Genomic DNA, 26,006 nt, shown 5'->3' with positions numbered 1-26,006 from the left:
TCGAAGGAGAGGCACTCTTATGCTGCGTTACGGTGGTCAGCGGTTGTTGGCAGCGATTCCGTTGCTGTTGCTCGTTCCGTTGATGATATTTCTGTTGATGGATTTGGCTCCGGGTGATCCTGCAGTCGTTCTCGCGGGGGAGAACTCGACCCCCGAGCGTCTGAGCGAACTACGCACGAGCTTGAACCTGGACCAGAATGTCTTCCTGCGATACCTCGACTGGGTGAGCTCGGCCGTGCGCGGAGATCTCGGCATGTCGTTGCTGTCCGATCAATCCGTGGCAGAACTTCTGCTACGGCGGATGGCGACGACCCTGTCCCTGGTGGCGTTCGCGATGGTGTTGGCAGTCGTGGTCGGTGTTGTCCTCGGTGTGCTGGGTTCACTGCGACCGGGTGGCGTGATCGACCGGGGCATCAACGTTCTGGCGTCGGTGGCGATCGCCATACCGGCCTTCTGGTTCGGGTTGGTACTGGTGTCGCTCTTTGCCGTGTCGAACCAGATCTTTCCGGCGTTCGGTTACGTGCCGATGTCTGAAGGGCTTGTTCCGTGGTTCCAGCACCTGGTTTTGCCCGGTGTGGCCTTGGCGTTGCTGCCCGCGGCCGAGGTGACATTGCAACTGCGGACTTCACTCGGAAACGTCATGGACAGTGATTACATACTCAACGCCAATGCGCGTGGGTTGTCTCCGGCCCGGGTGATCTTGAAACACGGTCTCAAGAACGCATGCATCCCGGTGGTGACAGTGCTCGGGTTCCGGGTCTCTGAGGTTCTCGGTGGCGCCGTCACCATCGAGATCATCTACAACATGCCGGGATTGGGGAGTTTGGCAGTCGACAGCGTCCAAAACCATGATGTGCCGGTACTTCTCGGATTCGTTCTGTTCACCACGGTGGTTGTTGTCCTCGTCAATCTCCTCGTCGACGTCTCGTACGGTTACTTCAACCCGAAGGTGCGCTCATGATCTCGACCAAGAATGCCGGCACGAGGGAGGTCGGCGATCACATCGGTGTGGGCCGCAAGGTGCTGGGGTTCATACGCCGCAGGCCCGTCACCGCGATCGCCGGACTGTTCGTTGTCCTACTCGTGCTGATGGCGGTGTTCGCCTCCTGGATCGCACCCTACGATCCGTACACTCAGGACCTTTTGAACCGACTGCGGCCACCGAGTACTCAGCACTTGCTGGGAACCGACGACTACGGACGGGATGTGCTCAGTCGCTTGATATTCGGCTCACGCATATCGTTGACAGCGTCGCTGCAGGCGGTGGCGCTGGCCCTGGCACTCGGCCTGCCGCTGGGTGTGATCGCCGGTTACCGCGGCGGCTGGACCGGTACTTTGCTCACTCGAATCATGGACGCACTGATGAGTGCACCGTCGCTGGTGCTGGCGATCACGATCGTCGCTGTACTCGGTTCCGGTATCACCAATGCAATGTTGGCTGTGGGACTGGTGATGGCACCGCGGTTCTTCAGGGTGGCGCGCGCCTCGACCATGGATGTCCGAGGCGACACGTATATCGAGGCGTCGGTCGCGTTGGGCTGTAAGACGTCTCGGACGATCGTCCGGCACATCCTGCCGAACGTGATGCCCCCGATCATCCTGGTGATCTCGGTGTCGCTGGGTACGGCCGTCGCGGCGGAGGCGAGTCTGAGTTTCTTGGGACTCGGCGCAAAGGCCCCCACGGCGAGCTGGGGCTCGATGCTCAGCACGGCCGCCTCGAACATGGAACTCGCGCCGCATCTCGTCTGGCCACCCGGTGTGATGATCTTCCTGACCGTGCTCGCCTTCACCTACCTCGGCGACGGTGTTCGCCGAGCTCTGACCAGGAGTCGCAATGGTAGTGACAACTGAACCACTGCGGTCGCAGGCGACCGCAGATGCCGATGCCTCGCAGCTGTTGCGGGTGCGGGATCTCACTGTCCAGTTTCGTGCAGGCCGACGTGATTGGGTGACCGTCGTCGACGGCGCCTCGTTCGATGTGGGCGCAGGCGAATCCGTTGCCTTGGTTGGCGAATCCGGTTCGGGGAAGACTGTGTCCTCACTCGCGGTGATGGGTCTGACCGGGAATACCGGCGGGCGGATCTCCGGTGGTTCGGTCGAGTTCGAGGGCCGTGACCTGACGTCGCTGCATCCGCGAGAATGGCGGAAACTCCGCGGGACTGGGATGGGCATGATCTTCCAGCAGCCCATTCGTAGCCTGAACCCGGCGTTCACGGTCGGGGACCAGATCGCCGAGACGGTCCGCAAACACCTCGGACTCGATCGGCGCGCGGCGATGGCGCGCGCGATCGAGATGCTCGAGTTGGTCCAGGTACCCCGCGCTGCCGAACGGGTCCGAGAGTATCCACATGCCTTCAGCGGAGGAATGTGCCAGCGAGTGATGATCGCGATGGTCATGGCCTGCAATCCCAGGTTGTTGATCGCAGACGAACCGACCACCGCGCTGGACGTCACGGTGCAGGAGACAATTCTTCAACTGCTGCGGGATCTGCAGGAGCAAACCGGAATCGGACTTCTGTTCATCACCCACGACCTCGCCGTCGTTGCGGAGTTGTGTCAACGCGTGGTGGTCATGTACGCGGGCGAGGTCATCGAACAGGGGAGCGCGGAGAAGCTGTTCTACACACCGGAACATCCCTATACGGCAGGGCTTCTCGCGTCGATACCTCAGCCGGGTCGCAGCGAGAACCGGCGCCTGAGCGCGATCGAGGGCCGAGTGCCTGCGGCAGGCGAGTGGCCGGCCGGGTGCCGGTTCCGGGAGCGGTGCCCGCACGCTCGCGAAGGGTTGTGCGACGCCACTCATCCGGCGATGATCTCGACCGGGGAAGGCGGCAGTGCCCGGTGTCTGCGTACTGCCGAGCTCGAACTACAGGGAGTGAGCGGCCGATGAGTCTGCTGGAGGTGTCGAACATTTCGAAGTCTTTCTCGACAAGGCGGAGCCTCATCGGCAGGCGTTCGGGGTGGACGCATGCCGTGCACGATGTCTCGTTCACGCTCGAGGCCGGCGAATGTCTTGCCGTGGTGGGTGAATCCGGGGCAGGAAAATCTACGGTGGGCCGAATCGTGTTGCGGTTGATTGAACCCGACTCCGGTGACATCGTGTTCGACGGCCAGGACGTCCGGGCCGCCAAACCTGCCCGGTTGCGCGCGATGCGCCGAGGGATGCAGATGATCTTCCAAGACCCACACAGCTCCTTGGATCCACGGATGAACATCCTCGACGCGGTCACCGAACCGTTGATCGTGCATACGGATCTGGATCGCAAGGCGCGTGATGAACGGGTTCGCACGTTGCTCGACAAGGTTGGTATCGGTCCGCGTCACCTATCCCGATATCCAGGCGAATTGTCCGGAGGTCAGTTGCAGCGGGTGGCAATCGCACGAGCGCTCACCTTGGAACCGAAGATGATCGTCTGCGACGAACCCGTTGCAGCCCTAGATGTGTCGGTGCGTTCGCAGGTCCTCAACCTGCTCCGTGACCTGCAGGAAGAATTGGGTCTGGCCTATCTCTTCGTTTGTCACGACCTCGCTTTGATCGAGGTGATCGCCGACCGGGTGATGGTCATGGCGGGTGGAAAGGTCGTCGAGACGGGGACGGTGGAGTCGATCTACCGGGACCCACAGCAGGACTACACCCGAAAGTTGTTGGATTCCATACCTGTTCCCATCCCACGCGGTACGCGGATTCGGTGACGGTGGGTAGCACAACAACCACGGGCCTGATAGAACGAATGTCCCTGATTCTCGACGCATTCGATGGTGGAACCTCACGCTTGACCCTCGAGGAGTTGGCCGCTCGTACGCAGTTGCCGCGCTCGACGGTTCATCGAATTTTGAACCAGCTGCTCGGGTTGAACTGGGTGGACCACAACTCGTCCGGATACGGTGTTGGGCAACGCGCTCTGGCATTGGGCGGCTTCGGCGGAGATCACAGCGAGATCCGTTTTGCTGCAGCACCCTTTCTGCAGGAGTTGCATGTGCGAACCGGGATGGTCGTTCATCTGGCGGTCCTTGACGTGGGCGAAACCATCTACCTCGACAAGGTGGGTGGGCGATATGCGTCGGCACTGCCATCTCGGGTCGGTGGACGTGGGCCGGCCTATTCGACGGCATGTGGCAAATCCATACTCGCCTGGCTCGATCCGGAGAGGGTGGACAGTCTGTATGAGCAACGGCTGCGCCGGTGCACCGACCGCACGATCGGTGATGTCTCGCTGTTGCACAGGGAACTGAACACCATCCGCCAGCGCCGCGGGCTCGCCTTCGAAAGCGGTGAATCCTTTCGCGGCGTCGGATGTGTCGGAGCGGCCATCCGGGGCAAGGGCGGACCGGTCGCCGGCATCTCGGTGTGTGCAGATGCAAGTACCGCCCAACTCGAACGGGCCGCACCGCTGGTGGCCTCTGCGGCCAGGCAAGTCGCGATGGCTCTGTAGTGAACGCACCGCCTGCGCGCGGAGCCTCGCGAATGAAAGATGAGGGAGATGGCAACCATGGAGTACTCACCGCTGGCCGGTTTCGGTGCGTTGATCACAGGTGGCGGAGGTGGCTTCGGCGCAGCTGCGGCGCAAAGGCTCGCTCAGGACGGAGCGTCGGTCACGCTGATGGGGCGTACGGAATCTTCCCTGATCGCGGCGGCCGAGTCAGTCGCTCGGGCGGTGCCGAAAGCCCCTGCGGTGAACTGGATCGTGGGCGATTCCATTGACGAGGACGATGTCGCCCGCGCAGTTGAAACGGCCGACCGGACACCCCTGCGGATCTGCGTGTGCACCGTCGGTGGGGGCACGATGGCCCCCACAATGGCATTGGGCCGCGACGTTGTCACCGGTGACTTCGAGCGCAATGTGGTCAGTGCGCTGCTCGCGATCCGGCACAGTGCCGCCGCCATGGTCACCCACGGCGGAGGTTCCATCGTCTGTACGTCGTCCACTGCCGGCGGATTCTCCTTTCCCTACATGGGTTCTTACTCCATTGCCAAGGCAGCGCTCGAGGCGTTGGTCCGGGTGGCGGCCGATGAACTCGGCGCACTCGACGTTCGGGTGAACGCGATACGGCCGGGTCTCGTCCCGACCAAGGCGGAGAAGCCTGGGATCCTTGCCACCGACAAGACGCAGCGGGAGCAGGTACTTCGCGAAAAGCCGCTGGCCCGAATGGGCACGGTCGACGATATTGCGGAGGCCGTGCGATACCTTGCCGGCCCGGAATCCTCGTGGGTCACGGGCACCGTGCTACCGGTCGAGGGTGGCAATCATCTGCGCCGGGCGGCCGACCTCGAGATCCTGGCGAGGTCGGTGTGCGGCGACGACACCATCGATCGTGCTTTGCGGGGACAACTCCCGAGCAGTGAGGTCCGATGAGTATCAATCGGATCAGATCGTGGCACACGATATCCGAATCCCGCAGTCAGATACCGTACCCACCGTCGACGTCGAGTTTCTGACCGCTGATATACCCGGCCCGGGGGGAGGCGAGGAAGAGCACCGCCTCCGCGATGTCGGCCGCTGTTCCGAAGCGTCCCAAGGGAATGTTTGCGCGGGTGATGTCGAGTGCGGCCTGGTCGAGCTGTCCGTCCGCGATCAGACGTGTCGCCATTCCGTCACTGAGCATGCCGGGTCCTACGCAGTTCAGGCGCACTCCGAAGCGCCCCTCCTCGCCGGCGAGTGCCCTGACCAGGGACTCCACGGCGGCCTTCGGCCCAGAGGAGAGCCCGTCGCGTTTCGGGAATCTCGTGGTGGCGGCTGTTGTGACCGCCACGACCGATCCCTGAGACCGTCGGAGGTGAGGTAACGCCGGATGAACGAGATTGAAGAACCCGGTGACCTCTTGGTCGACCTGTTCGGCCATCATCGCCGGCGTCACATTCGACAGGTACGTCATGGGGACGTGCGGGCCCGCGGCATGGACCACGGTGTGAATCGAACCATAGGTATCGACGACGCGTTCCACGAACTCGGCGGTTGCGGCGGCATCGACGAGGTCGAGACGGGTTGCCGTACAGGGTTGTTGGACTGCGGGTTGATGGTTCGCGGGTTGATGGTGCTCGGAGAGTTCGCCGCTGAGCTGTTCGGCCGCGGCGGAGTTCGACCGGTAGGTGAACGCGACCGGTGAACCCGCCTGAGCCAGTGCGAGACAAACCGCTCGACCTATTCCTCCGGTTCCGCCGGTGACTATCGTGGCCCCGGACATGGCTGAAAAGTCAGACACCCCAATCCTTTCCTGGGAGAGTGACTCAGACGATCCGAGACCGCAACTGGACCAGCGGGTCGGAGGCATCGCGCTGACCGCGTGGGCCCGCCCCCATGGGATCGATCAGCCGACCGGCTTCGGAACGCGTCCACTCTCGCACCGCCCAACGCTCGGTGATGGCCCACCGTCCTTCGCGGAGCTCCATGAGATCGATGTAGCGGGTGCCACTGGTGAAGTTGATCATCCCGGCCGACTCTGGTCCGCCCCAATGCATTGCCATCAAATAGGATTCGCTGATCGCCTGATGACCGTACAGCTCCACGAGGTGGTTGCCGACGTGATGCTGGGTGCCTCCGATGAGGGATAGCTTCGGGCGGACCCAATCAATGAACTCGTCGACGGTGCCATCGAATCCGGTGTGGTGATCGATTCCGTCGCTGTGGTAAGACCTGCGCACCAGGTCGAAGTCGAGCCGGTCGATGCCACGGCAATACCGCATCACCACTTCGTAGATGGCCTGTTTGTGTAGAATTTCCTGCATTGCTTCATCCATTTTCGCGTTCCATTCTCTACGTTCGGTCTGCAAGATCGGTCATCCAATCGAGCAGCCCGGGAAGCTGTGTCGCGTCGATGCCGAATGCCGCGGGACGGAAGACGACCACGGTTGCACCCTGTCGGTACCATCGCTGCGCCGACCGGGCGGTGGCATCGAGATCGACGTTACCGTCGACGCCCATCTCCGGTGAGACGGAAACCTGGATGCGGACAGAGTGGGGATCACGACCGTGCGCGGCAAATGTCTTGCGGAGAAGAGCGACGCTGTCTGCGAACAACGACAGGTCGGTCGGATTGACGGTCCAGCCATCTGCGACGCGGGCGATCCGGTCGAAGTTGCGTTGACTCGGGCCGAATCCGAGCAGGATCGGGACACGATCCTGAACCGGAAACGGAAGGCTGTGGAAGTCCGTGAAGGAGAAGTCCCGTCCGGTGAAACTGGCCGGAGCATTCGTCCATAGCTCTCGACAGGCCTGCACAGCCTCTTCCATCCGTCCGAAGCGGGCGTCGAACGGCATGCCGGTCGCGGTGTACTCCGCCTCTTGCCATCCCACACCGAATCCCATCACGACGCGTCCCTGCGACAGGGCATCGAGAGTCGCAAGCTGTTTGGCCAGCAGAGCCGCCGGCCGAATATTGGCGATCAGTACCGATACCCCCAGTTGCACGCGAGTGGTGACGGCCGCAATACCCGAAAGCAGCGAGATCGGCTCGTACCAGGGGTGTTCAAGGGGAAACAGAAAGTTGTGATCCCGCACTCGCTGTCCGTGGGCATCTCCGGTGAAGCCGAGATGATCACCGGTCGAGATCAGATCGACACCGGCACGGTCCGCCCGAGCCGCAAGGTCGAGGACCATACGTACGTCGCCGTCGAAAAGGGCTTCGGCTCCGAGTAGGTTGATTCCGACTTTCATGCGCTGATCAGGCTGTTGTTGCACGTCTCACCTCGACGTCCTCGGTGAAGTCGACAACGAGTTCGCGACGTGCGAACAACCAGTGGCCTTCGGCGCGCGCAAACGTGTCCTGGTACCGGATGGCGAACCGATTGTCCCGGTATCCCTTTGCGCGCGAATAGATATGGTGCGCGGTGCAATAGGTTTCACCGTGGACGATGTCGGACGAGCCGGTCTCGAGGACCTGTTGGTCGACGACGTGCCGGGTGGCAACCAGGTGTGATAGCGAATCGATCACCGACTGGGCCACCGCCTGCCTGCCCTTCACTTCGCTGGGCGCGTCAGTTCCGTTCATCTGGGCCGGCAGCACAAGTGTCATCTGGGGAGTGAACAGCGAGGCCAGTACCTGCATGTTTCGGCGGTCGACAGCTTGCGCATATCGCGCCGCCAGACCGGCCACCGCAAGGCGATCAGAAGGTTCCATGATCGCATTCCAGCGTGGTCGAGACCTCGACATCGCGGGCCTCCCGCTGGGTGGGACTTCGGTACCGCGCTCGGTGGCGCGCAGTTAGCGTCCAGAACATTGCAGCGATAGCCATAAACGTCATAGGAGAACCACGATGGATTTGACTGAATCGCCCGAGCAGCAGGAGCTCAGGAGGGAACTGCGCGCGTATTTCTCCACGCTGCTGCCCGAGGACGAGCGCCGCGCCGCCGGCGAGCAGGGAGTAGGTGGTCCCCGCTTCCGCGAGATCGTCAAGATGCTCGGCAAGGACGGTTGGCTGGGCATCGGTTGGCCGGTCGAGTTCGGTGGGCAGGGACGCTCGATCGAGGATCAATTCGTTTTCTTCGACGAGGTTCAGCGTGCTGGTCTGCCATTCCCGTTCGTCACGGTGAACACCGTCGGGCCGACGCTGCAGAAGTACGGCACCGAGGAGCAGAAGGCCCGGTTCCTACCCGGAATCCTCTCCGGTGACATCGTTTTCGCGATCGGATACACCGAACCCGATGCCGGTACCGATCTGGCATCGCTCAAGACCCGGGCGGTACGCGACGGTGACGAGTGGGTGGTCGACGGCAACAAGATCTTCACTTCGGGTGCCAACACCGCCGACTACGTCTGGCTGGCCTGCCGCACCGATCCGGAAGCGCCCAAGCACAAGGGCATTTCAATCCTGATCGTCCCCACCGACGATCCCGGCTTCTCGTGGTCGCCGATCCCCACCGTGGGCGGACTGATGGTCACCTCCACCTACTACACCGACATCCGGGTCGGGCCAGAAGCCCTGGTCGGTGAGGCCAACGGCGGCTGGCGCCTGATCACCGCGCAGCTCAATCACGAGCGCATCGGGCTGGCCGCACTCGGTGGCCGCACCGAGGGCCTGTGGAATCAGGTGCTGGAGTGGGCCAAAGAGACCGGGGCCATCGACATCCCTTGGGTCCAACAGGATTTCGCTCGTACGCACGCGAAGCTGGTCGCCATGCGACTGATGAACTGGAAGATGACCGCCGCGGTCGCCGCCGACACGCTCTCGGGTGCAGATGCCGGTGCCACCAAGGTGTTCGGCACCGAGACCCACGTCGACGTCTACCGGACCTTGCTCGGAATCCTCGGCGCCGCAGGACGCATCCGTCCCGACAACCCGGGTGCGATCCTGGCCGGTCAGATCGAGCAGATCTCCCGGCAGGGCGTGGTCAACACCTTCGGTGGTGGCGTCAATGAGGTGCTGCGGGACATGGTCGCGACCATCGGCCTGGGCACCGCCCGCATGGGACGCACAAAATGAGCGGGATAGACGCGGCGCTCGCCGATCTGGTCGGCCAGGAGCTGGTGCCCACCACATGGGCGCAGGATCCGGTGAACACACCGATGATCCGGCACTGGGTGGAGGCAATGGCCGACGAGAACCCCATCTACCTCGACGACGATGCGGCCCGCAGTGCCGGACGCGAGGGTGCGATTGCCCCTCCGACGATGGTGCAGGCTTGGACCATGCGGGGCTACGCGGCAACCGCCGCGGGCAGCAAGGGTTCCGACGTGGCGACCGAACTCTTCGGACTGCTGGCCGATGCCGGCTTCACGTCGGTGGTTGCCACCGACTCAGAACAGGAATACTTCACCGAGCTGCGTGCCGGTGACCTGATCAACGTCACCGAGGTCATCGAATCGATCTCTCCCGAGAAGAAGACCGGCCTGGGTACCGGGCATTTTGTGACGACACTCAAGACGTACCGCAATGCCGACGGTGACGTCGTCGCCACTCAGCGCTGGCGCACACTGCGTTTCCGTCCCGCAGAGAAGTCTGCGCCCCGGGCCCTGCGTCCCCGGCCGGCACTCAACCAGGACAACGCCTTCTGGTTCGACGCTGCCAAGGAACACCGCCTGGTCATCCAACGGTGCACCGCGTGCGGAACGCTGCGGCATCCGACAGGACCGATGTGCGGACACTGCCGGTCACTGGACTGGGACACCGTGGACGCTTCGGGCAAGGGGTTCGTCTACAGCTTTGTCGTCAACCACCATCCCAAAATCGACGCGTTCGACTACCCGCTGATCGTCGCCGTCATCGAACTCGAAGAGGGCACCCGACTGATCGCCAACATGGTCGGTGTCGAACCGGATCAGGTGAAGGTCGACATGCCGGTGGTACTGGACTGGATCGACGCCGACCCGGATCTGACGCTTCCCGCGTTCCGGCCGGCCGCACCCGAGGAGAACTGATGGATTTCACCTTCAACGAAGAGCAGACCGCGATCGGTGACCTGGCCGCGGATATCTTCGCCGGTAAGTCGGGCATCGACCGCGTCAAGGTCGTCGAGTCCACCGATGAACGTATCGACCGGGAGCTGTGGCGTGAGCTCGCCCAGGCCGGACTCGTCGGGATCGCACTGCCCGAGGAGTTCGACGGCGGCGCAATGGGTTTGACCGAGCTGTGTGTGCTGCTCGAACAGCAGGGCCGCAATGTCGCCCCGGTGCCACTGTGGGAGACCGCGCTGGCCGCGATGGCGATCGCGGAGTTCGGTTCGCCGGAACAGAAGCAGGCCTACGTGCCTCCCGTCGCTGCCGGCGAGATGTTCCTGACCGTCGGTCTCGAAGAGTTCGGCCCCGCCGACCCCACCGCACCGACAACGGCTGCGCACGCCGGAGCCGACGGAACCTGGACGCTCACCGGTGCCAAGGCCGTTGTCCCGGCCGCACACATTGCCACGCGCGTCGTGGTCTCGGCCGCGACACCGTCGGGTACCGGCCTTTTCCTGGTCGACCCGGCAGGTACCGGCGTGGCCTCGGAGAACAACGAGACGACAACCCGCGCCATCGCATCGAACCTGACGTTCGACGCGGCACCGGCCGAGTTGCTCGCCGAAGGACAGTCGGTGCAGTGGCTCGTCGACCGCGTCGAGGTTGCCATGGCCGCCTTGCAGGTCGGCGTCGGCACCGGTGCGGTCTCGCAGGCCGTGACCTACCTCAACGGTCGCCAGCAATTCGGGCGCCCGCTGTCGACGTTCCAGGCGGTCAGCCACCAGTTGGCCGACTGCTACATCGATCTCGAGGCCATGCGGGTCACCCTGTGGCAGGCAGCCTGGCTGCTCGCGAACGATCATGATCCGAAAACCGCAGTGCTGGTGGCCAAGTGGTGGGCCACCGACGGCGGTCAGCGTGTGGTGCACCGCACCCAGCACGTACACGGCGGTATCGGCGTGGACACCGACTACCCGGTGCACCGGCACCTGTTGTGGGGCAAGCAGATCGCGGCGACCCTCGGCGGTTCGAGTGCCGACCTCACCCGCCTCGGCGCGCAGCTCGCCTCCGGGGTCGCGTCATGACCGTCGAAAATGCCGTGGATCACGTCGCGGTGGGGCAGGTCCTGCCCGAGCTCGCCATCCCGTTGACCCGCACGATGATCGTGGCCACGGCCATCGCGAGCCGTGACTACCAGGACGTGCACCACGATCCTGATCTCGCGGAGCAGCGCGGATCCAAAGACGTGTTCATGAACATCCTCACCACCAACGGGCTCGTCGGCCGTTTTGTCACCGATTGGGCCGGTCCACGCGCATCGCTGCGCAAGGTCGCGATCCGGCTCGGGGCGCCCAACTATCCCGGGGACACCATGACGCTGACCGGCACCGTGACAGGTGTCGAGGATGGACTTGTGTCCGTACAGATTCGAGGCAGCAACAGCCTCGGTGACCACGTCAAGGGCACCGTCACGTTCACATACCTGGAAGGAAGTCTGTAGATGGCGATCAGCCCACTGTCCGGCGCCGCCGCCATCGTCGGCATCGGTGCCACCGAGTTCTCCAAGAACTCCGGACGCACCGAACTCCAGTTGGCGTGTGAAGCGATCATCGCCGCGCTGGCCGATGCCGGTATCGATCCGTCCGAGGTCGATGGACTCTCGACCTACACCGCCGAGACGAACGGCGAAGTGCTGGTGGCTCGCAACTGCGGGCTCGGCGAGCTGAAGTTCTTCTCCCGCATCGGATATGGCGGCGGTGCCGCCTGCGGGACCGTGCAGCAGGCTGCGATGGCGGTGGCCACCGGCGTCGCGGATGTTGTGGTCTGTTACCGCGCCTTCAACGAGCGTTCGGGCGTGCGTTACGGCCTCGGTCAGCACGACCGGCCGATGGACAGCACCGCCGACCGGGCCGCATACGCCTGGATGACGCCGCAGGGTCTGTCGACACCCGCACAGTGGGTGGCGATGTTCGCCCGGCGGTACATGCACCAATATGGCGCCACGAGTGAGGATTTCGGCCGAGTGGCCGTGGTGGCCCGCAAGCATGCCGCGAACAATCCCGCCGCCTGGTTCTACGAGCGGCCGATCACGCTGGAAGACCACCAGAACTCGCGGTGGATCGCAGAGCCGCTGCATCTGCTCGATTGCTGCCAGGAGACCGACGGCGGTCAGGCGCTCGTGATCGTCTCGGCCGAACGTGCCAAGACCCTCACCGGCACCGCGGCTTTGATCAAGGGCGCCGCGCAGGGCAGTGGCAAAGACCAGCACATGATGACCAGCTACTACCGGCCCGACATCGCGGGCATCCCGGAGATGGGATTGGTCGGCCGTCAGCTCTACGGTCAGAGTGGTCTGTCGCCTGCCGACATCAACGCCGCGATCCTCTACGACCACTTCACCCCACTTGTGTTGCCGCAGCTCGAAGAACTCGGCTTCTGCGGCACGGGTGAGGCCAAAGACTTCATCCGCGACGGCAACCTGGAGATCGGTGGACGGCTTCCGTCGAACACCCATGGTGGTCAGATCGGTGAGGCGTACCTGCACGGCGTGAACGGCATTGCCGAAGCAGTCCGCCTGCTGCGGGGTACCTCGACGAATCAGCTCGATGGTGTGGAGAATGTGCTCGTCACTGCAGGGACCGCGGTGCCCACCAGTGGCCTCATCCTCGGCGCCGCGTGAGACAAGGAACTTCTCTGTGACCTCTGACCGCATTGCCGGAACAACCACCAAGACCGCGGGGCAGTGGCGCGGTGAGGATCTTGGCACCCGCACCGTCTCCTATGACGAGCGCGACGCCATCCTCTACGCATTGGCCGTAGGCGCCGAGGCAACCGAACTCGACCTCGTGTTCGAGGACCGGTTGCGGGTGCTGCCGACGTTTGCGCTGACGTTGGCACAGTGGGCGCCAGACGAACTGGGTGCACGTGGCGCATTCGACATGACCACGGCGTTGCACGGTTCGCAGCAGCTGACCGTCCTGGCGCCGCTGCCGCGTAGTGGCGAGGTGACCTTGTCGGCCTCGGTCGGCGAGGTCTGGGACAAGGGCGCCGCCGCAGTGTTCGAGGTGGTGGTCCGCAGTGAATACTTCGTGGCCACGTGGTCGATTTTCGCCCCGGGCGCAGGCGGCTTCGGGGGAGATCGCGGCCCGGCACGCCCCGCCGGACCGCAGGGCGATCCGGCTCTCGAAGGCGTGGTGCACACCACAGAGAATCAGGCAGCGCTGTACCGCCTCACCGGCGATCGCCATCACATCCACATCGATCCCGAGGCTGCGGCCAAGATCAACCAGCCGCGTCCGATCATGCACGGACTGTGCACGCTGGGTGTCGCAGCGGTGGAGCTGGCACGCCTGACCGGTGCGCATCCGGCCGACCTGACAACGCTCGAGGGACGTTTCGCAGCGGCGATCCACCCGGGTGAGACGGCAGGTCTACGCGTGTGGGGCGACACGTCGGATCTGGCATTCGAGCTCGTCAAGGATGGCAGTCCGACGATCTCCGGGGGCCGTGCCGGCTACGCGCGATGACCATCGCGCGACCTGCCAATCCCGTTCAGCGAGAAGTCAGTGTGCCCGGACACAGTCGGTGCCCTAGTGTCGTCGAGTCCGGTACACGTATGGAGAGGCAGCGCCCGCGATGACAACTGCTGAAATGTCGAACAGCTCGCGTTCTGCAAAGGTGACCGTCGCGGCGGTCGTCGAAGAGACCAGCGATGCAAAGTCACTGGTCTTCGAGGTACCCGGCGACCGGGTGGACGAGTTCACCTACAAGCCCGGACAGTTTCTGACCCTGCGTGTGCCGAGTGATCAGACCGGTTCGGTCGCCCGGTGCTACTCGCTGGCCAGTTCGCCGTTCACCGACGATCTGCCGAAGGTGACCATCAAGCGGACTGCGGACGGCTATGCCTCCAACTGGCTGTGCGACAACGTCGTGGTCGGCGACGTGATCGAGGTGTTGCCACCCGCAGGTGTTTTTACCCCCGCGCACTTCGACGACGACCTGCTGCTGTTCGCCGCCGGTAGTGGTGTCACCCCGGTGATCTCGATTCTGAAGTCGGCGCTGAGCCAGGGCACCCGCAAGGTAGTTCTCGTGTACGCCAATCGCGACGAGAAGTCGGTGATCTTCGCGCGCGAGTTGTTGGAGATCACCGCATTGCACGGTGACCGGTTGTCGGTGATCCACTGGCTCGAGAGCGTCCAGGGTCTGCCGTCTGCGGATCAACTCGCCGGCCTCGCCTCCGCGTTCAACGGCCACCGGGTGTTCATGTGTGGGCCGAAGCCGTTCATGGACACAGTGCATGATGCAGCGGCACGTGCGGGCATCCCACGCAACCGCGTGCATGCAGAAGTGTTCACCTCGCTCTCCGGTGATCCGTTCGCCGACGTGGTCCTGCCTGACATCTCCGAGGAAGAAGCCGGAGACGCGGCAACAGTGTCGGTCACACTCGACGGAGAAGCGCACGAGTACAGCTGGCCGCGCTCGGCCACGCTGGTCGATGTATTGCTTTCCAAGGGCATCGACGTACCGTTCTCCTGTCGCGAAGGCGAATGTGGTTCGTGCGCATGCACATTGGTCGATGGAAAAGTTGACATGGGCAACGCCTCGATCCTCGACGACGACGACATCGCGGACGGCTACATCCTGGCCTGCCAGGCACGTCCGCTCAGTGACCACCTGAACGTGGAGTTCTGAAGGCTCGAATCTCGTTGAACGGGAACAACTGTGTGATCTCGATGACACTTGGGTACCGTGCGGGAGATGACAGATCTGCTGGCAGGGAAAGTTGTTCTGATCACGGGTGCGGCGCGGGGTCAGGGCCGTAACCACGCGCTGCGTCTGGCGCGTGAAGGCGCAGACGTGATCGCAATCGATGTGTGTGCACCGATTTCTGACGATGTCGGGTACGCGGCCGCCACTGTGGAAGACCTCGACGAAACCGCTCGGCTGGTCCGGGCCGAAGGGCGCGACATCGTCACCGTGGTGGCCGACGTCCGCGATCTTGACGCTCTCCGCGCCGCCGTCGCAGCCGGTGTCGAGAAGTTCGGGCGACTCGATGTCGTGATTGCCAACGCCGGGATCGCGACCTGGAACCGCTTCTGGGAGATGTCGGAAGAACAGTGGACGACACTGGTGGACATCAACCTCAACGGTGTGTGGCGCACCCTGGCCGCGGCGGTTCCGGCCATGCTCGACGGTGGTCGCGGGGGTTCGATCGTGCTCGTCAGCAGTGCTGCCGGTGTCGCCGCCGCCCCCGGTTGCGCACACTATTCGGCTGCCAAGCACGGACTGGTCGGTTTGGCCCGGACCGCGGCAACCGAGTTGGGCGCCCACAACATTCGCGTCAACAGCATTCATCCGGGCGCTGTGGACACGGAAATGGGCAATGACCCCAATGTTGCGCGCATACTCTCGAAGTACCCGGCCTACATGGATTCTTACCGGTGGCCGCTGACCGGGGTGAAGCGCACCAGCGTCGACGACATCTCGGACGCCGTGGTGTACCTCGCGTCCGATCTGTCGCGCGCGGTGACCGGGTCGAAGATCGTCATCGACATGGGCCAGACGATGGCGTGAAATGCCCGTGCATGGGCCCGGTCCTCACCGGCCAGATGCACTGCGGCGCACTGATGTTGGAAATTCCCCCAATGAGAGGACGCAATCATGGGAACAGTTGATGGCAAGGTGGCCCTGGTGACCGGCGCGGGTCAAGGAATCGGTCGCGGTATATCGGTGGCGCTGGCGAAGGAGGGTGCGGCGATCGCGGTCGCGGGACGAACCGAGTCCAAGCTGCTCGACACCTGCGCGATTCTGTCGGACCTGGGTGCGGTCGCCGAGCCCGTCGTGTGCGATGTCAGTGATCGCGCCAATGTCGCAGCCGCCGTGGAGAAGACGGTGTCGGTGCTGGGCTCGGTGGACATCCTGGTCAACAACGCGAATGACTGCAAGCCCGGACCGATCCTGTCGATCGACGACGACGAGTACATGAAGTCGTTCGCCACCGGCCCGTTGGCAACGTTGCGCTTGATGCAGCTCTGCCATCCACACATGAAAGCCCGTGGTGGCGGGGTGATCATCAATCTGGTGACTTCGGCCGCGGTGCGTTGGGACGCGAGCAACTATGGCGCCTACGGGTCGATCAAAGAAGGTATGCGATCGCTGACGCGAGCGGCCGCGTGTGAGTGGGGCGCAGACAAGATCCGCGTGCTGTCGGTTGCGCCGCATGCCGCGACGCCGGCCCTCGAAGGCTGGATGGAGCGGAACCCGGAGGAGTCGGCCGCATTCGTTGCCGGTATCCCACTTGGCCGAGTCGGCGATCCCGAGACCGACATCGGTCGTGCGGTTGTCTTCCTGGTCGGCGACGACGCCGGGTATCTCACCGGTGCGACGATTCCCCTCGATGGTGGGCAGTCGCGCTGGGGGTGAGGTTCCACAGCGTTCCGTGACAACAAACAATCGAGGTTGCATCGCCGCAGCGATGCAACCTCGATTTGTTTTGCGTTACAGAGTTTTCCGAAGGTCAGTGCGCGTATACGCTGCCACGACGGAGCATCAGCGCCAGTCCGACGGTGAGTACGGCGCCGGCAAGGATGATGCCGGCGATGGCGTTGAGTCCCGACACGGTGGGAGCAACACTGCCTGCCACGGCCGAAGCGGCCAGCACGGTCGTGGCGACCGAGGTGCCGATACCCTGTCCTGCCGTGCGCAGAACCGTCTGCAATCCGGTTGCCTCGCTGGTGTTGTGGACGGGGACGGCCTCCACGATGAGGTTCGGAAGGGCGGTGTACGCGAATGCGGTCGCAATTGATGCCGTGGTGATCATGGCGAACATCCCACCCTTGGAATCATGCGCCGTGACCAGCAGGATCGCCACCCCGACGTAGAGCAGACCACCGACGATCAACGATGCTCGTGAACCCACGGTGCGCGTCAGGCGGCCGCTGAGCGGCGTGAATGCGAAACCGATCAACGCGCCGATCAGGGCCATCAAGCCGGCATCGGTTGGCGACATTCCGAGGCCATACGGCGCGGAGGTGGGGGACTGAAGCACCAAGGGCGTGACCATGTTACCGACTCCGAAGGGGCCGATAGCTGCGGCCAGAGTCGCGAGCATCGTCAGCGCCACCTTGCGGTTGGTGAACAGCCGCACGTTGGCGATCGGGTCGGTCACCCGAAGTTCCCAGACCACCCACAGCCCCAGGGCCACCACGCCGGCAACGATCAGGCCGCTGGTCTTCGGGTCAGACCAACCCCAGGTGCTGGATTTGTTGATACCCAGCAAGATTGCTGCGATCGCGGGCGCAAATACGATGGTGCCGATGTAGTCGACCTTCTGGGTGGTACCGACCGGCGGGCGCCACGGAAGTACGAACAGCACCAGCAACAGTGCGAACGCTGCGTAGACGGCCGCGACGATGAAGATCATGTGCCAGCTGTAGTTGTCGATCATCAGGCCCGCGATGTACGCAGACGCAGCGCCTGCGGCCACTGCCGAGCCCGAGATGATCGCGATCGCAACGGGAACCTTCTCTTTGGCGAGGTGTTCACGGGCGAGGCCGAGGCACAACGGGAGAATCGCGCCCGCCACGCCCTGGATCGCGCGTCCGACGATGATCGCAGTGATGCTGTCTCCGAGCGCGCTGACCAGCGAACCGATCGTGGCCATGGCGAGGATGACCACCAGGACCCGTTCACGTCCGAACATGTCACCGAGGCGGCCACAGACCGCAGCCGAGGCGGCGGCGACCAGAAGGAATGCCGTCACTGCCCATCCGACTGTGGCTGCGTCGCTGCCGAAGTCGGCGATGATGGTCGGGATCGCGGCGAACACCATCGAGGTCTCGAATGCGCTGATGATCTCGACCAGCACCAGGATGGTGATGATGATCCCGGCTGAGCGACGCCGGTTGTAGCGCCCGCTCGTGGGTAGCGGAGGCCTGGGGGGAGCAACCGGATCGGGAATGGTGGTCATCGAATTCCTCCAAGAAGGTGCCCTGCGATGGGCGTGGTCGTCGCGCTGCAACACCGTGGGAGCAGAAGCCCTTGGGCCATTGCTGTGCCGTTCAGCATTGTGTGTCCTTACCTGTATCGGAAGCGGAAAGTGACCGCCGAGTGAATAAACAAATACAGTGACGCACAGCACATACGGGGTTCAGTCCCGGTGAGTGGAAACTAGGTGCGAGCCCCAGACCGTTTGTCGCGGTACGCAGTTAGTGCGCAACATCTTGATGGAGGCATCATGGCGCTGGGACAACGAACCCGCTGTGGCCAACGGTGATCGGATCACCAGGGGCCACAGCGGGATGAAGGGGATGAGGGTGTCAGCCGGTGACGCGTGCGGCGTTGCCCGCGTCGACGGGGATGACCGTTCCGCTGATGTGTGCGCTGGCCTTGTCGGCGAGGAACAGCACCACCCTGGTGATCTCCTCGGCGTCGAGCCACGGCACCGGCTGGGCGTGCAGCGAAGTGAAGATGGGTGCCACATCATCGATCGTCGGCGATTCGAGGTCGGGCCGCATCATCGCGTAGAGCTGGGCGTTGTGGATCATCGGGGTCGAGATGTTGCCCGGCGCAATCGCATTGACGGTGATGCCATGGCCGGCAAGGTCGAGTGCTGCGCTCTTGGTCAGTCCGATGACACCCCACTTGGCCGCCGCATAACCGACCATGTTGGTGTTGCCTGCCCGGCCGAGCATGGACGAGATGGTGACGATGCGACCGAATCCGCGCTCGATCATGCCTGGGGAAACTGCGCCGACGGTGTTGAAGACCCCGGTCAGATTCGATGCGATGACCTCGGACCACTGCGCCTGCGTCATCGCCTGGACCGGTGCGGCGACGGATACGCCGGCATTGGCAACGGCGATGTCAATCCGGCCGAATTCGGATTCTGCTTGTGCCACAAGTGCATCCATCGCAGCCCGATCGGCGGTGTTGGCCTTGACGGCAATACACCTGCGACCGGTTTCCGTGACCAGTCGAACGGTCTCGGCGAGATCGGCTTCTGTCGCTAGTGGATAGCCAACCGCCGGGCTGTCTTCGCATCTGTCGCAGATGACCACATCGGCGCCACGCTTGGCGAATGCGAGGGCGTGGCTGCGACCCTGTCCGCGGGCAGCCCCGGTGATCAGTGCGACCTGTCCGTCAAAACCGTCTGTCATGGTCTACTCCTGGATTCTGTTCGGATCTAGCGAAGTTTGATGATGCCGCCGTCGGCCATCACGGTCTGACCGGTCATGTACTTGGAGTCCTCGGACGCGAGGAAGACCACGACGGGCGCGATATCGGTCTCCGGATCTCCGATCCGCTGCAGCGGAACCTTCGCCACGGACTCGGCCGCACGCTCGGGAAAGGCCTTCTGCCATGCGAGAACACCCTCGGTGGCAGCGAACGGGCATATGATGTTCACCCGGATACCATCAGCGGCCCATTCGTTGGCGGCCACTCGGCTCATTCCCCGGATGGCTTCTTTGGCAGCTGCATAGGAGGTCTGGGTCGGCATACCCTCGAGACCTGAACCGGAAGCGAAGTTGATCACCGAACCCGACGATGCCTTCAGCTGTTCGTAACAGGCCTGCATGAGATGCACGGTCGGATAGAAGCCGGTGTTGAAGGACAATTCGAACATTTCGGCCGTGTGATCGACGAGTAGGGCTTGGCGAGATGCGTGGGCGTTGTTGACCAGGATGTCCACTGATCCGAATGCCGCAACCGCGGCGTCACGTATCTTCTCTGCCGCACCGGATTCCGAGATGTTGATGTTGAGAAACTTTGATGCGCTGCCGAGTTCGCTCTCCAGCGCGACTCCGCGTTCGTCGTCGATGTCGACGAACAGGACGTTGGCTCCCTGCGCGACGAAGACGCGGGTGATCGCCCCGCCGATTCCACCGGCTCCGCCGGTGATGATTGCTGTCTTACCTTGCAGTCTCATTGCACTCCTCGTGCTCGATGCCTCCGCGCTGAGCCCGTCGGATCGGTGAAACCTCGGTGACCGCGTCGGAGACGTGTGGCTACCTGGTCTCCAGAATAGAATCAATTCTATTCGTATGCGGCACAACGCCAATTTTGCAATCAATCCCGGTCAGCGGGACTTCGCCGGTGTGGAGCCGAGCCGCTGGAAGCGGCGAATTATGCGCCGGTGGGCGCGGGCCGGCCGGTCTGATCAGCGTGGTCCCGCTCACCGAGACTGTGGGGTCCGGCCATTGGGAGTGATCTTAGTCTCGTGCGATGACCGCGAACAGCACAGCCACGATCACTTTTGACGAAGCCCTTCACCTGCAGCAACGGGCGCATCGCGCAAGTGGACCCGCCACGGCTGCCGAGCGCCGGGACAACCTTCAGGCCGTCATCGACCTCGTGGTTCGGCACCACGAAGAGTTCGCGGAGGCGATGGATGCCGACTTCGGTGGTCGCCATCCCGGGTTCTCTCTCATGAACGACGTTGTCGGTTCACTCGGAGTGCTCAAACACGCCCGTGATCACCTAGAGCAGTGGATGCAGCCCGAGGAGCGTCCGGCGTTCGCGCCATACGACGCGCTCGGAGCCCGCGCCGAGGTGCAGTTCCAGGCCAAGGGATCGATTCTGATCATCGGCACGTGGAACGCGCCCCTGTTCACGCTGTTGAGTCCGTTGGCCGGTGTGCTCGCCGCAGGCAACCGTGCGGTCCTCAAGCCGTCGGAGATCACCGGGCGCACCGCCGAGGCGTTCGCGCTGGCGGTCGAAGCAGAGCTGGACCCCGCAGTGGTCACCGCGTTCACCGGGGGAGTCGAGGTTGCCGAGGCGCTGACGTCGCTGCCCTTCGATCACATCGTGGTCACCGGTAGCGGAGCTGTCGGCCGGGCTGTGATGGCCAACGCGGCGCGCAATCTGGTTCCGGTCACACTCGAACTCGGTGGAAAATCGCCGGTCGTCGTGGGCCGGTCGGCGGATCTGAAGGACGCGGCGACGAAGATCGCAATTGCCAAGGCCACCAACGGCGGGCAGATCTGCGTCAGCCCAGACACCGTCTATGTCCCGCGTGAGAATGTGGACGTGTTCATCGATGCTGCGGCAGGCGCTTTCGCGGAACTACACCCGACAATTTCCGGCAATGCGGACGTTGTGGCCGCGGTGAACGAACGCCACCTCGAACGGGTCGACGGATACGTGCAGGAGGCCGCCGAACTAGGGGCCCGCGTCGTCACCGCACCCGACGAGGAATTGTCCGGGGCGGACCGTCGCCGGCCGCTTCGCATTGTGGTCGACCCGCCGGTGAACTCGCGTATCCGCACCGAGGAGATCTTCGGGTCGGCGATGGTGGTGTTGCCCTACGACGATGTCGACGACGTCGTCGAAGGGATCAATGACGGACCGAAACCGTTGGCGCTCTACTACTTCGGCGCAGATGACGACGAGCGTCGGACAGTCCTCGATCGCACCAGCTCCGGTGGGGTCACCGTCGACAACGTCATGATGCACCCGGCAATGATGGACGCCCCGTTCGGCGGGGTAGGTGCCTCGGGTATCGGCCACTACAACGGCCGCGAGGGTTTTCTCGAATTCAGCCACACCCGAACGGTATTCATCGCACCGGCCGCCGATCCCCGCGGCGAGTGGGGGATGTTGCCGCCCTACGGCGACCATTTTGTCGCCGCGATGACCGCTCAGATCACGCCCTGAACATTCACACCACCTGACCTCCCGCGGCGTCGTTTCGAACGTCGCCGCAGCACCCCCGAAGGGAAACAACCGAATGAAGACACGCGGCGCGATCATCCGCCAGGCGCCCGGCACTTACGAGATCGCCGAACTCGATCTCGACGAACCACGGCGGGGTGAGATCACCGTCCGGATGGTCGCCTCGGGTTTATGCCACTCCGACGACCACATCGCCTGCGGTGACCATGCGGTGGCCTCCTATCCGATCTGCGGTGGCCACGAGGGTGCCGGTGTCGTGGTGGCTGTGGGTCCGGAGACCCACGGCTGGGCCGAAGGCGACCACGTCGTGTTCTCTTTCGTCGCCGCCTGTGGCCGATGCCGTTGGTGTGCAAAGGGTTTGCAAAATCTCTGCGACCGTGGCGCGGCGATCATGGCAGGCACTCGGCCGGACGATCCGACCAGCTTCCGGCTCAGCCTCGACGGTGCGCCGGTGGCGCAGACCTGCGGGCTCTCCACCTTCAGTGAATACACCACCGTCAGTACGGACTCGGCTGTCAAGATCGTCGACAAGGACCTGCCGTTGGAAGTGCTGTGCCTGCTCGGTTGCGGTGTGGTGACCGGTTGGGGTGCCGCGGTCAATTCTGCTCAGGTCTACCCCGGGCAGACGGTCATCATCGAGGGCATCGGCGGTATCGGGATCAACGCCGTCCAAGGTGCCGCCCATGCCGGCGCCGCGCACATCATCGCGGTGGATCCTGTCGAGTTCAAACGACAGAGTGCGTTGGAGTTCGGTGCCACCCACGCTGTTTCGGGTATGGAAGAGGCCACCGAGATCGCCAGGTCGTTCACCAATGGACAGGGCGCTGACGCGGCGATCGTCACCGTCGGCGTCACCACCGGTGAACACATCGCGGCCGCGTTCTCGGCGATCCGTAAGGCCGGAACCTGTGTGGTCACCGGACTCGGAAAGATGACGGACGTCGGTATTCCGATCAGCCCGATGGAACTGACCCTGTACCAAAAGCGTTTGCAGGGTTCGTTGTTCGGTTCCTGCGCGCCCACAGCCGATATTCCGTGGATGATCGATCTCTACACCTCGGGCAAACTCGAACTCGACAAGCTGGTGACCAACACCTACAAGCTCGACGACATCGCCCAGGGTTTCGCGGATATGCACGCAGGCAAGAACCTGCGCGGAGTTGTCCACTTCTGACACCCGCGACAATTCAGGCTCGACGAGGGTGTCGAGTTCATCAGATCAGATGGTGAACTCGACACCCTCGGCGGCCGCGAGTCGATGAAGCTCTTCGACCTGTTCGCAGTAGTGTTCGGCGGCTCGTGCCGCGAGTGAGGTACTGGCGATTGTCGCCCCTGCATCGCGCAGGCGCGCCAGTGTCCGGACGGTCTTGTCAGGATCACCCAGCGGATCGAGTGGAAAGCCTGCCGACAGGACGACGTCGAAGGGCGTTGGGCAGGTGGCCGTTTCGAGCATCGACTTCAGCTCGGACATACTGAGCCCGAACGGAACCCATCCATCGCCGTGCTCACACGCCCGGCGCAGCGACCGCTTGGTGCGGCCGCCGATCCAGATCGGGACCCGCTGCGCCGCGGCGTGTGGCTCGACCACAAAACCTTCGTAGTCGTAGAACTGGCCGTGGTACTCCGGTTGCGATGTCGACAGAGACGTCCGAATTGCGGCAAGCGCGTCATCGGCGCGAGCCCCGCGGTCATCGAACGGCGCGCCGATCAGCTCGAACTCCTCTTTGAGGGTTCCCACACCCAGGCCAAGGATCAGGCGGCCGCCACTGATGCGGTCGAGCGTGCCGTACCGCTTCGCGATTTCGAGCGGATGATGGTAACCGAGCACCAAAACCTGTGTGGCCAACCGTATTTGCCGGGTGCGCGCCGCCAGGTAGCCGAACGTCGCCAGTGGATCCCAGTACGTCCCACCACGCTCGGTCGCCACATCGATCGGCACCGCCACATGTTCACTGCAGGTGAGATGGTGGAATCCCAGACGATCAGCGCATTGCGCAATTTCCGCAACGTCGTCGATGGTTGCGGTGGCTTCCCACTCCGAACGGGTGCTCGGGTGCTGGACAAGGACCGGTGTTGAAATGCCAAGGCGCATATCTCTGCAGCTTCCCTGTGGTGGTGGCGACCGATGGCTCAGCTGAGGCGTTCGAGGACCATCGCCATGCCCTGTCCGCCGCCGACGCACATGGTTTCGACGCCGAAGGTCTTGTCGTAGGTCTTGAGGTTGTTGATCAGGGTGGTGGTGATCCGGGCACCGGTCATGCCGAACGGGTGACCCAGTGCGATCGCGCCACCGGAGACGTTGAGCTTGTCGTGGTCGATGCCGAGTTCGTTGGCCGATCCGAGGACCTGTGCGGCGAAGGCTTCGTTGATCTCGAACAGGTCGATGTCGTCGATGCCCATACCGGCAAAGCGCAGGGCTTTGCGGACCGCTTCGATGGGGCCCAGGCCCATGATCTCGGGGGAGAGGCCGGTTGCTGCGGTGGCGACGATCCGGGCCAACGGGGTCAGGCCGAGGGCCTTGGCCTTGGTGTCGCTCATGATGACCAGGGCGGCGGCGCCGTCGTTGAGGGGGCAGGCGTTGCCGGCGGTGACGGTGCCGTCGGGACGGAACACCGGCTTGAGCTGGCTGAGTTTTTCGTAGGTGGTGCCGGCGCGGGGGCCGTCGTCGGTGGTGACGAGGGAGCCGTCGGCCAGGGTGATCGGGTCGATCTCACGGGCGAAGAACCCGGAGTTGATGGCTTCTTCGGCGCGGTTCTGGCTGAGAACTGCCCAGTGGTCCTGGTCTTCGCGGGAGACCTTCGAGAAGGAGGCGACGTTCTCGGCGGTCTCACCCATGGGGATGTAGATGTCGGGCAGCAGTCCCTGCTCGCGGGGATCGCTCCAGGTGGTGCCACCCTCTGCGGCCTTGGCGGTGCGCTCCATGGCCACGGCGAACTCGGGGTTCTTGGTGTCGGGCCACCGGTCGGCACTACCGAAAGCAAAGTTGGAGACGCTTTCGACGCCGCCGGAGATGAAGACATCGCCTTCGCCTGCGCGGATCGCGTGCAGCGCCATGCGGGTGGTCTGCAAGGACGAGGAGCAGTAGCGGTTGACCGTGACGCCGGGGACCTGATCGAGTCCGGCGAGGACGGCCACGACGCGGGCCATGTTGAATCCGGCCTTGCCCGCGGGCTGTCCGGATCCCAGGTGCAGGTCGTCGATGTCGGCGCGGTCGAGTTCGGGGACCTTGTTCAGCACGGTCTCGACCATCTGGCGGGCCAGTTCGTCGGGGCGGACGTCTTTGAGTGAACCTTTGACGGCCCGGCCGATCGGTGAACGGGCGGTGGCGACGATAACTGCTTCTGGCATGGGGAGTCCCTTCGGAAACTTAAGCGCGTAGAGCATCGTGGGCGTGCCGGTGGTCACTTGCTGACATGGCCGCCAGACTTCTGCTCAGACCAACCTAGCAAGTGCTTGGTTGGGTACTGAAGTGAGCCTGGTCAGCGAAGAGCGATCGGGCCGGATCCGGCGGTGGTCACAGTGGAACCGTGTGGACGTCGTTCGGTGACCAGAAGGCACGCATGCTGGTGATGAGTCCCTCGTCGTCGAATGTCATGACGTCGATCGGTTCGATGGTGATCACCGCATCTGCCGTTGTGGTGGCGACGCGAAAGTGAAACGCCGCCGAGTTGCCTGCGACCCGCACGGTGATCAGCTCTGCCGTACTGCTCGTGCTGTCCATCCTCGAGTAGAACGCCCGGATGTTGTCGACGCCGCGGCGAGGCTCGGAACCCACCGGGTCTTCGAGCGTTGCGTCCGGTGCGTACAGACCTGCGATCGCGTCCGATGTTCCGGTTCCCAGGAGTGAAACATACTGGGAGACAGTGTGAAGGATCTTCATTCGCAGGTCAGCGGGACCGCTGTTCGTTGTCGTCACCGGGAGAGATCACCAGATTCTGTCGAGTTCTGCTACCAGGTTCCCA

27 protein-coding genes are annotated in these 26,006 nt (G+C 63.6%); 17 read left to right on the top strand and 10 right to left on the bottom strand.

The annotated features are described in order from the left end of the window. Positions 1-19 precede the first annotated feature (19 nt). Genes AC1D75_RS25325 through AC1D75_RS25300 form a run of 6 tightly spaced genes read left to right on the top strand, consistent with a single transcriptional unit; the run spans position 20 to position 5,354 of the window. Positions 20-961, top strand: a complete 942-nt coding sequence (locus tag AC1D75_RS25325) for an ABC transporter permease (RefSeq protein ID WP_495518078.1) — start codon at positions 20-22, stop codon at positions 959-961. Then, complete coding sequence (locus AC1D75_RS25320) at positions 958-1,851, top strand: ABC transporter permease (protein WP_495518077.1); 894 nt, start codon at positions 958-960, stop codon at positions 1,849-1,851. Before AC1D75_RS25325 ends, AC1D75_RS25320 begins: the two co-directional genes overlap by 4 nt. Then, positions 1,841-2,890: an ABC transporter ATP-binding protein gene (locus AC1D75_RS25315; RefSeq protein ID WP_495518076.1), complete on the top strand. Its 1,050-nt coding sequence runs from the start codon at positions 1,841-1,843 to the stop codon at positions 2,888-2,890. The genes AC1D75_RS25320 and AC1D75_RS25315 overlap by 11 nt, the downstream gene beginning before the upstream one ends. Then, on the top strand, positions 2,887-3,693 hold the full coding sequence (locus AC1D75_RS25310; protein ID WP_495518075.1) for an ATP-binding cassette domain-containing protein: 807 nt from the start codon (positions 2,887-2,889) through the stop codon (positions 3,691-3,693). Before AC1D75_RS25315 ends, AC1D75_RS25310 begins: the two co-directional genes overlap by 4 nt. Positions 3,694-3,731: 38 nt before the next feature. Further along, complete coding sequence (locus tag AC1D75_RS25305; RefSeq protein ID WP_495518419.1) at positions 3,732-4,433, top strand: IclR family transcriptional regulator; 702 nt, start codon at positions 3,732-3,734, stop codon at positions 4,431-4,433. 48 nt (positions 4,434-4,481) lie between these two features. After that, on the top strand, positions 4,482-5,354 hold the full coding sequence (locus AC1D75_RS25300; RefSeq protein ID WP_495518074.1) for an SDR family NAD(P)-dependent oxidoreductase: 873 nt from the start codon (positions 4,482-4,484) through the stop codon (positions 5,352-5,354). A gap of 46 nt (positions 5,355-5,400) precedes the next feature. Here the strand turns inward: AC1D75_RS25300 and AC1D75_RS25295 are convergent, their stop codons facing one another. From AC1D75_RS25295 to AC1D75_RS25280, 4 genes are read right to left on the bottom strand one after another with little or no spacing between them, the layout of a single operon-like run. Next, on the bottom strand, positions 5,401-6,183 hold the full coding sequence (locus AC1D75_RS25295) for an SDR family NAD(P)-dependent oxidoreductase (protein WP_495518418.1): 783 nt from the start codon (positions 6,181-6,183) through the stop codon (positions 5,401-5,403). Between the two features lie 43 nt (positions 6,184-6,226). Then, a complete protein-coding gene (locus AC1D75_RS25290) occupies positions 6,227-6,736 on the bottom strand; it encodes a nuclear transport factor 2 family protein (protein WP_495518073.1) in 510 nt (169 codons plus the stop codon). 16 nt (positions 6,737-6,752) lie between these two features. Beyond that, positions 6,753-7,652: a TIGR03619 family F420-dependent LLM class oxidoreductase gene (locus AC1D75_RS25285; protein WP_495518072.1), complete on the bottom strand. Its 900-nt coding sequence runs from the start codon at positions 7,650-7,652 to the stop codon at positions 6,753-6,755. A 7-nt stretch (positions 7,653-7,659) separates the two neighbouring features. Beyond that, a complete protein-coding gene (locus AC1D75_RS25280) occupies positions 7,660-8,115 on the bottom strand; it encodes a nuclear transport factor 2 family protein (protein WP_495518071.1) in 456 nt (151 codons plus the stop codon). A 136-nt stretch (positions 8,116-8,251) separates the two neighbouring features. Here AC1D75_RS25280 and AC1D75_RS25275 point away from each other — a divergent pair, with 136 nt between their 5' ends. The 9 genes from AC1D75_RS25275 (at position 8,252) to AC1D75_RS25235 (ending at position 16,794) form a co-directional block, all read left to right on the top strand. Further along, a complete protein-coding gene (locus tag AC1D75_RS25275) occupies positions 8,252-9,418 on the top strand; it encodes an acyl-CoA dehydrogenase family protein (protein ID WP_495518070.1) in 1,167 nt (388 codons plus the stop codon). After that, a complete protein-coding gene (locus tag AC1D75_RS25270; RefSeq protein WP_495518069.1) occupies positions 9,415-10,353 on the top strand; it encodes a bifunctional MaoC family dehydratase N-terminal/OB-fold nucleic acid binding domain-containing protein in 939 nt (312 codons plus the stop codon). Before AC1D75_RS25275 ends, AC1D75_RS25270 begins: the two co-directional genes overlap by 4 nt. Further along, on the top strand, positions 10,353-11,456 hold the full coding sequence (locus AC1D75_RS25265) for an acyl-CoA dehydrogenase family protein (RefSeq protein WP_495518068.1): 1,104 nt from the start codon (positions 10,353-10,355) through the stop codon (positions 11,454-11,456). Before AC1D75_RS25270 ends, AC1D75_RS25265 begins: the two co-directional genes overlap by 1 nt. Beyond that, complete coding sequence (locus AC1D75_RS25260) at positions 11,453-11,872, top strand: MaoC family dehydratase (protein WP_495518067.1); 420 nt, start codon at positions 11,453-11,455, stop codon at positions 11,870-11,872. The genes AC1D75_RS25265 and AC1D75_RS25260 overlap by 4 nt, the downstream gene beginning before the upstream one ends. After that, the gene (locus AC1D75_RS25255; protein WP_495518066.1) at positions 11,873-13,051 is read left to right on the top strand and encodes a lipid-transfer protein; all 1,179 of its coding nucleotides are present in this window, start codon (positions 11,873-11,875) and stop codon (positions 13,049-13,051) included. A 16-nt stretch (positions 13,052-13,067) separates the two neighbouring features. Continuing rightward, the gene (locus AC1D75_RS25250; RefSeq protein ID WP_495518065.1) at positions 13,068-13,898 is read left to right on the top strand and encodes a MaoC/PaaZ C-terminal domain-containing protein; all 831 of its coding nucleotides are present in this window, start codon (positions 13,068-13,070) and stop codon (positions 13,896-13,898) included. A 109-nt stretch (positions 13,899-14,007) separates the two neighbouring features. Further along, a complete protein-coding gene (locus AC1D75_RS25245) occupies positions 14,008-15,063 on the top strand; it encodes a 2Fe-2S iron-sulfur cluster-binding protein (RefSeq protein WP_495518064.1) in 1,056 nt (351 codons plus the stop codon). A gap of 66 nt (positions 15,064-15,129) precedes the next feature. Next, on the top strand, positions 15,130-15,945 hold the full coding sequence (locus AC1D75_RS25240) for a mycofactocin-coupled SDR family oxidoreductase (protein WP_495518063.1): 816 nt from the start codon (positions 15,130-15,132) through the stop codon (positions 15,943-15,945). Between the two features lie 87 nt (positions 15,946-16,032). Then, positions 16,033-16,794: an SDR family NAD(P)-dependent oxidoreductase gene (locus AC1D75_RS25235; RefSeq protein WP_495518062.1), complete on the top strand. Its 762-nt coding sequence runs from the start codon at positions 16,033-16,035 to the stop codon at positions 16,792-16,794. A 94-nt stretch (positions 16,795-16,888) separates the two neighbouring features. Here AC1D75_RS25235 and AC1D75_RS25230 read toward each other — a convergent pair whose 3' ends face one another. The 3 genes from AC1D75_RS25230 to AC1D75_RS25220 form a co-directional block, all read right to left on the bottom strand. Further along, the gene (locus AC1D75_RS25230) at positions 16,889-18,340 is read right to left on the bottom strand and encodes an MFS transporter (protein ID WP_495518061.1); all 1,452 of its coding nucleotides are present in this window, start codon (positions 18,338-18,340) and stop codon (positions 16,889-16,891) included. A gap of 349 nt (positions 18,341-18,689) precedes the next feature. Beyond that, positions 18,690-19,529: a mycofactocin-coupled SDR family oxidoreductase gene (locus AC1D75_RS25225; RefSeq protein ID WP_495518060.1), complete on the bottom strand. Its 840-nt coding sequence runs from the start codon at positions 19,527-19,529 to the stop codon at positions 18,690-18,692. A gap of 26 nt (positions 19,530-19,555) precedes the next feature. Continuing rightward, the gene (locus tag AC1D75_RS25220; protein WP_495518059.1) at positions 19,556-20,299 is read right to left on the bottom strand and encodes an SDR family NAD(P)-dependent oxidoreductase; all 744 of its coding nucleotides are present in this window, start codon (positions 20,297-20,299) and stop codon (positions 19,556-19,558) included. Between the two features lie 296 nt (positions 20,300-20,595). Here AC1D75_RS25220 and AC1D75_RS25215 point away from each other — a divergent pair, with 296 nt between their 5' ends. Both AC1D75_RS25215 and AC1D75_RS25210 read left to right on the top strand, forming a co-directional pair. Next, positions 20,596-22,026, top strand: coding sequence for an aldehyde dehydrogenase family protein (locus AC1D75_RS25215; RefSeq protein ID WP_495518058.1), 1,431 nt, complete (start codon positions 20,596-20,598; stop codon positions 22,024-22,026). 73 nt (positions 22,027-22,099) lie between these two features. After that, on the top strand, positions 22,100-23,218 hold the full coding sequence (locus AC1D75_RS25210) for an NDMA-dependent alcohol dehydrogenase (protein ID WP_495518057.1): 1,119 nt from the start codon (positions 22,100-22,102) through the stop codon (positions 23,216-23,218). A gap of 45 nt (positions 23,219-23,263) precedes the next feature. Here the strand turns inward: AC1D75_RS25210 and AC1D75_RS25205 are convergent, their stop codons facing one another. The 3 genes from AC1D75_RS25205 to AC1D75_RS25195 form a co-directional block, all read right to left on the bottom strand. Beyond that, a complete protein-coding gene (locus AC1D75_RS25205; protein WP_495518056.1) occupies positions 23,264-24,136 on the bottom strand; it encodes an LLM class F420-dependent oxidoreductase in 873 nt (290 codons plus the stop codon). Positions 24,137-24,174: 38 nt separating this feature from the next. Next, positions 24,175-25,392, bottom strand: a complete 1,218-nt coding sequence (locus AC1D75_RS25200; RefSeq protein WP_495518055.1) for an acetyl-CoA C-acetyltransferase — start codon at positions 25,390-25,392, stop codon at positions 24,175-24,177. A 166-nt stretch (positions 25,393-25,558) separates the two neighbouring features. Further along, entirely contained in the window at positions 25,559-25,924 is a 366-nt protein-coding gene (locus tag AC1D75_RS25195; protein WP_495518417.1) for a nuclear transport factor 2 family protein, read from the bottom strand. Positions 25,925-26,006 lie beyond the last annotated feature (82 nt).

The organism is Williamsia sp. Y712, assembly GCF_059445525.1.
This window is presented reverse-complemented; position numbering and strand designations above follow the sequence as displayed.

Excerpts from the sequence above, each read along its gene's own strand:
- AC1D75_RS25210 (WP_495518057.1), top strand. The coding sequence starts at position 22,100 with ATGAAGACACGCGGCGCGATCATCCGCCAGGCGCCCGGCACTTACGAG.
- AC1D75_RS25280 (WP_495518071.1), bottom strand. The coding sequence starts at position 8,115 with ATGGAACCTTCTGATCGCCTTGCGGTGGCCGGTCTGGCGGCGCGATAT.
- AC1D75_RS25245 (WP_495518064.1), top strand. The coding sequence starts at position 14,008 with ATGACAACTGCTGAAATGTCGAACAGCTCGCGTTCTGCAAAGGTGACC.
- AC1D75_RS25240 (WP_495518063.1), top strand. The coding sequence starts at position 15,130 with ATGACAGATCTGCTGGCAGGGAAAGTTGTTCTGATCACGGGTGCGGCG.
- AC1D75_RS25300 (WP_495518074.1), top strand. The coding sequence starts at position 4,482 with ATGGCAACCATGGAGTACTCACCGCTGGCCGGTTTCGGTGCGTTGATC.
- AC1D75_RS25325 (WP_495518078.1), top strand. The coding sequence starts at position 20 with ATGCTGCGTTACGGTGGTCAGCGGTTGTTGGCAGCGATTCCGTTGCTG.
- AC1D75_RS25290 (WP_495518073.1), bottom strand. The coding sequence starts at position 6,736 with ATGGATGAAGCAATGCAGGAAATTCTACACAAACAGGCCATCTACGAA.
- AC1D75_RS25270 (WP_495518069.1), top strand. The coding sequence starts at position 9,415 with ATGAGCGGGATAGACGCGGCGCTCGCCGATCTGGTCGGCCAGGAGCTG.
- AC1D75_RS25265 (WP_495518068.1), top strand. The coding sequence starts at position 10,353 with ATGGATTTCACCTTCAACGAAGAGCAGACCGCGATCGGTGACCTGGCC.
- AC1D75_RS25215 (WP_495518058.1), top strand. The coding sequence starts at position 20,596 with ATGACCGCGAACAGCACAGCCACGATCACTTTTGACGAAGCCCTTCAC.
- AC1D75_RS25260 (WP_495518067.1), top strand. The coding sequence starts at position 11,453 with ATGACCGTCGAAAATGCCGTGGATCACGTCGCGGTGGGGCAGGTCCTG.
- AC1D75_RS25275 (WP_495518070.1), top strand. The coding sequence starts at position 8,252 with ATGGATTTGACTGAATCGCCCGAGCAGCAGGAGCTCAGGAGGGAACTG.
- AC1D75_RS25220 (WP_495518059.1), bottom strand. The coding sequence starts at position 20,299 with ATGAGACTGCAAGGTAAGACAGCAATCATCACCGGCGGAGCCGGTGGA.
- AC1D75_RS25205 (WP_495518056.1), bottom strand. The coding sequence starts at position 24,136 with ATGCGCCTTGGCATTTCAACACCGGTCCTTGTCCAGCACCCGAGCACC.
- AC1D75_RS25310 (WP_495518075.1), top strand. The coding sequence starts at position 2,887 with ATGAGTCTGCTGGAGGTGTCGAACATTTCGAAGTCTTTCTCGACAAGG.
- AC1D75_RS25225 (WP_495518060.1), bottom strand. The coding sequence starts at position 19,529 with ATGACAGACGGTTTTGACGGACAGGTCGCACTGATCACCGGGGCTGCC.
- AC1D75_RS25235 (WP_495518062.1), top strand. The coding sequence starts at position 16,033 with ATGGGAACAGTTGATGGCAAGGTGGCCCTGGTGACCGGCGCGGGTCAA.
- AC1D75_RS25285 (WP_495518072.1), bottom strand. The coding sequence starts at position 7,652 with ATGAAAGTCGGAATCAACCTACTCGGAGCCGAAGCCCTTTTCGACGGC.
- AC1D75_RS25200 (WP_495518055.1), bottom strand. The coding sequence starts at position 25,392 with ATGCCAGAAGCAGTTATCGTCGCCACCGCCCGTTCACCGATCGGCCGG.
- AC1D75_RS25305 (WP_495518419.1), top strand. The coding sequence starts at position 3,732 with ATGTCCCTGATTCTCGACGCATTCGATGGTGGAACCTCACGCTTGACC.
- AC1D75_RS25320 (WP_495518077.1), top strand. The coding sequence starts at position 958 with ATGATCTCGACCAAGAATGCCGGCACGAGGGAGGTCGGCGATCACATC.
- AC1D75_RS25295 (WP_495518418.1), bottom strand. The coding sequence starts at position 6,183 with ATGTCCGGGGCCACGATAGTCACCGGCGGAACCGGAGGAATAGGTCGA.
- AC1D75_RS25230 (WP_495518061.1), bottom strand. The coding sequence starts at position 18,340 with ATGACCACCATTCCCGATCCGGTTGCTCCCCCCAGGCCTCCGCTACCC.
- AC1D75_RS25255 (WP_495518066.1), top strand. The coding sequence starts at position 11,873 with ATGGCGATCAGCCCACTGTCCGGCGCCGCCGCCATCGTCGGCATCGGT.
- AC1D75_RS25195 (WP_495518417.1), bottom strand. The coding sequence starts at position 25,924 with ATGAAGATCCTTCACACTGTCTCCCAGTATGTTTCACTCCTGGGAACC.